Origin of the sequence: Pengzhenrongella sp. (genome assembly GCF_036565025.1) — a bacterium.
In the GTDB taxonomy this organism is placed as follows: domain Bacteria; phylum Actinomycetota; class Actinomycetes; order Actinomycetales; family Cellulomonadaceae; genus Pengzhenrongella.
Map to the genome: position 1 here is coordinate 1 of NZ_DATCNW010000345.1, position 3737 is coordinate 3737.

Annotated in this window: 5 protein-coding genes; 3 read left to right on the forward strand and 2 right to left on the reverse strand. The window is 67.3% G+C overall.

The features are described from left to right. The 3 genes from VIM26_RS19785 to VIM26_RS19795 all read left to right on the forward strand — a co-directional run. The coding region (locus tag VIM26_RS19785) for a hypothetical protein (protein WP_331954428.1) at positions 1 to 394 on the forward strand (394 nt) is incomplete at its 5' end. Further along, a complete protein-coding gene (locus VIM26_RS19790) occupies positions 391 to 1146 on the forward strand; it encodes a maleylpyruvate isomerase family mycothiol-dependent enzyme (RefSeq protein WP_331954430.1) in 756 nt (251 codons plus the stop codon). The genes VIM26_RS19785 and VIM26_RS19790, both read left to right, overlap by 4 nt. A 22-nt stretch (positions 1147 to 1168) precedes the next feature. Beyond that, a complete protein-coding gene (locus tag VIM26_RS19795) occupies positions 1169 to 1978 on the forward strand; it encodes an MBL fold metallo-hydrolase (protein ID WP_331954433.1) in 810 nt (269 codons plus the stop codon). 468 nt (positions 1979 to 2446) lie between these two features. Here the strand turns inward: VIM26_RS19795 and VIM26_RS19800 are convergent, their stop codons facing one another. Together VIM26_RS19800 and VIM26_RS19805 are read right to left on the reverse strand one after the other, a co-directional pair. Then, positions 2447 to 2812 carry a transcriptional regulator gene (locus tag VIM26_RS19800; protein ID WP_331954435.1) on the reverse strand — a complete coding sequence of 122 codons (366 nt, stop codon included), beginning with the start codon at positions 2810 to 2812 and terminating at the stop codon, positions 2447 to 2449. Further along, on the reverse strand, positions 2809 to 3546 hold the full coding sequence (locus VIM26_RS19805) for a hypothetical protein (protein ID WP_331954437.1): 738 nt from the start codon (positions 3544 to 3546) through the stop codon (positions 2809 to 2811). The genes VIM26_RS19800 and VIM26_RS19805 overlap by 4 nt, the downstream gene beginning before the upstream one ends. Between the last annotated feature and the right edge of the window lie 191 nt (positions 3547 to 3737).

Consider the following 3737-nt stretch of genomic DNA (forward strand, 5'->3'; position numbering starts at 1 on the left):
TGAGGCCAACCGGGAGATCTTGAGCCGGACCTTGCAGCTGCCGCCACGCAGCGACCCGGTGCGGGCACTGAAGGAGCAAGCGCACCTGTACCTGCAGTTCTGCGTCGAGGACCCAGTCCGCTACCAGCTCCTTTACCAGCGCACGATCCCCGGCTTCGCCCCGAGCCCGGAGTCCTACGCGCCCGCGGTGGAGGGCCTCGACCTGGCGCGGATGGCGCTGGCGGCGTGCGGAATGACCACACCCCGAGCACTTGACACGTGGACCGCCCTCATCGCCGGCCTCGCTACCCAGCAGAACTCGAACGAGCCAGGCGGCCACCGTTGGGTGCGCCTCGCCGACGACGTCATCGACATGTTCCTCGCGCACCGCCAACCCGGAAAGGCAAAGCCATGATCGCTGACAGGATCGCCGTCGACACCATCTCAGCACTTGACCACGACGAGTGGATGGACCTCGCGAAAGCTGAGTTCGATCGTGTTCTCGCACTGGTCGACGACCTGGCCGACGCGGACTTCTCCCGCCCGACCGACTGCACCGGGTGGGACGTCACGGCCGTCCTGGGCCACATGCTCGGGATGCTCGAGCTGCAGGCCGACCCCGAGGACCGGGTCCGCCAGATCAAGACGGCCGCCCAAACGGTCGAGCAGACCGGCGGGTTGCGGCTCGATGCCCTGACGGCGCTACAGGTGCACGAACACGCCCACCTGAGCACCAGCGAGCTCAAAGATGCGCTGCATGACGCGGTGCCGCGCGGCCTCGCGGCGCGCCGCGCCATGCCGCTCCAGATGCGCGACACGCCCTACGACCCGGAAATCCCCGGCGAGCGCCCGTGGACCTTCGGCTACCTCTTCGACATCATCCACACCCGCGACCCATGGCTGCACCGCATCGACATCTGCCGCGCCACCGGCCGCAACCCGGAGCTGACCGCGGACCACGACGCCCGCATCGTCGCCGACGTGGTCAGGGACTGGGCGCCCCGACACGGTCAGGGCTTCACGCTCACCCTGACCGGACCGGCAGGCGGCGCTTTCACCGCGGGTGACGGCACCGTCGTGCTCGAACGTGACGCGGTCGAGTTCTGCCGCATCCTTTCCGGCCGAGGTGAGGGCACTGGCTTGCTCTCAACCCGCGTCGTCTTCTGACCCGTCCACTCCTGGAGAAGCCATGAACACCTACCGCGTCGGCGACGACGTCACCGTCCTGAACGACCAACTGGAGGTCCCCGGCATCGGGCACCTACCGATCAACGCGTTCGTACTGCACGCCCGCGAACCGGTCGTGGTCGACACCGGGCTCAGCCTGGCCGACCGGGACTTCCTAGCCGAGCTCGGCAACGTCATCGACCCAGCCGACGTCCGCTGGATCTGGCTGACCCATCCGGACCGCGACCACACCGGTGGGCTGTTCGCGCTGCTCGAGGCGGCGCCGCAGGCCAAGCTCGTCACCACCTTCCTCGGCGTCGGCATCATGTCCACCGACCGTCCACTCCCGCTGGACCGGGTCCACCTTCTCAACCCCGGTCAGCGCCTGGACGTCGGGGACCGGACCCTCACCGCCTTCCGACCGCCGCTGTTCGACAGCCCAGCCACGGTGGGCTTCTACGACGACAAGAGCCGGATCTGCTTCAGCTCCGACTGTCTGGGTGGCCCGATGCCCACTGCCGACCTCGCCAGCTGCCCCGACGTGAGCCAGCTACCCGCCGCCGAACTGCTCGAGGCTCAGCTGCTGTGGGCCGCCGTCGACAGCCCGTGGGTCCACAACGTCAGCGGCCAGGCCTACGCCGACAGCGTGCGGGCCATGCAGGCCTTCGACAGCGACATCGTTCTCAGCACCCATCTGCCACCGGCCATCGGGATCGGCAACCAGCTCATCGCGATGCTGCTGGCCGCCCCCGACGCACCGCGGTTCGTCGGCCCCGACCAGGCGGCGCTCGAGCAGATGCTAGCCAGCTTCGAGCCGGCGCCCGTCGGCTGAGCAGCGGACCCGTATCTGGGCGCAGCCCGCTGTTCGTGAAGCAGCGGCGTCGGCGTGGACGGCCTGGTCGCTGGCGTAGGCCTCGCCGAGCGCTGAACGTGGCGGCGCACGGTCGCCCGGGATTGACAGCCCGCAGCCACACCGCTTGCGACGGCGCCGGTGGACACCGCGACGAAGCCCCCAGACCTGCCGGTGACCCACAGCAGGTAGGTGCCTTGGCCGGATCCCGATGCGGGCGATGAACGGCTGCGTGTCGGTTTGGCACGGACGAGGGTCCGAACAGCGCGACGCGATTGGCGCCGGGTCCCAGACGAGTCCGTTCTATGGCGGTCGACCTGCATACCTATGCGACCGCCGGCGACTGGCCGAACGCACTATTTTGCATGTTATGCCTGTGATCTTCCTGGTCATTTCGGCCACCCTTGATGGGTTGGTGGACGCGGGGAGACGGCGTTCTGACTTGCGGGACTAGGTGGTACGGGGCCTGGGTCGTGCCGTCATGGGTTGCCCCAGCGGACTCTTGCTCCGACCCTGTTCGACATCCTTGATCAGCCTCTTCAGATGGCGGATCTCGTCTCGGAGGGCCTTCTCGCCTGTCGGGGTGAGGCTGATCCAGGTGCGGGCGCGCTTGCCCTCGTAGCCCTTCTCGATAGCGACCAGCCCGGCTTTTTCCAGGACGGTCAGATGTTGGCTCAGGTTGCCTGCCGTGAGGTCCAGTGCGGTGCGCAGGAATCCGAACTCCACCCGTTTGGCCTGGTGGGTGATGCTCAGAATGCCGAGCCGGACTCTTTGGTGGACGACGTCGTCGAGCCCGTTGACAGGATGTTCGGTCATCGCGCACGCCGACCGTGGGTAGGGCCGTGGGCCACAGCGAACGCGATGCCGCCGAGCAGCAGCACCAGCGAGGGGACTACGAGACGTGGCAGGAAGAACCAGGGCGACGGGTGGGCGATAATCCACCCGAAGTTGACCGGCCACAGCACGATCGCCAGATAGCCGACAGAGAACACGGCGAGGAGCGGACTGCGTTCCACCCAGGCCAACACCAGCAGCGCGAATCCGATGGCCGAGGCCGGACCGGGCAGCCGGTAGAAGAACATCGTGATCGACGACCCTGCGTCCAGGTGGAGGCCGAGGATGTCCTGTGGCCCGATTGGCGGATGATGTGCGCCCCACAGTGAGACGCCGGCGAATACCACGGCAAGAATGACGCCCGCGACCACGTAGGGCCGAACCCGCGTGCCGACGCCACGCCTACTCGACCTCCGAAAGTAGTAACCCGCGATCACGACGTAGGCCAGCAGGAGCGCAACGGGCCAGTAGACGAACAACCAGGTCGAATAGACCGCGCAGACTCGCCCCGCCTGGCCATCTACTCCGACCGCCCTGCACGTTCGTGCGTAGTGCCCGTAGCGATCGATGAGTACTGCCGGGAGGAACAACGCGGCGAACAGCAGGAGGGGAAACCATGCCGCCCGCTGCACGCTACGCACCCGGCGGGTGAGGTCACGGCTCGCCGACAGCAGCTCATTGGGCGTGCCAGACGGGGGTATCGGCGAAGCGGCCATACCACTAGGTTTGCATTACAAACTGCTCTTTGCAAGAGACACGGCGAAACATCTGGATGCAGCCCGTGGTGCGCTCTCGTGCCGATCACGGATGCTCGACGTCACTGAAGATCAGACGTCTGTGCCGAGACGCCTCGCCGCTTCGGCGGCGGGTAGACGTAGCGAGCGATCGTGGCCGACGCCCACCCGAT

Coding starts and splice junctions, on each gene's coding strand:
- VIM26_RS19790 (WP_331954430.1), top strand. CDS start 391: ATGATCGCTGACAGGATCGCCGTCGACACCATCTCAGCACTTGACCAC.
- VIM26_RS19795 (WP_331954433.1), top strand. CDS start 1,169: ATGAACACCTACCGCGTCGGCGACGACGTCACCGTCCTGAACGACCAA.
- VIM26_RS19805 (WP_331954437.1), bottom strand. CDS start 3,546: ATGGCCGCTTCGCCGATACCCCCGTCTGGCACGCCCAATGAGCTGCTG.
- VIM26_RS19800 (WP_331954435.1), bottom strand. CDS start 2,812: ATGACCGAACATCCTGTCAACGGGCTCGACGACGTCGTCCACCAAAGA.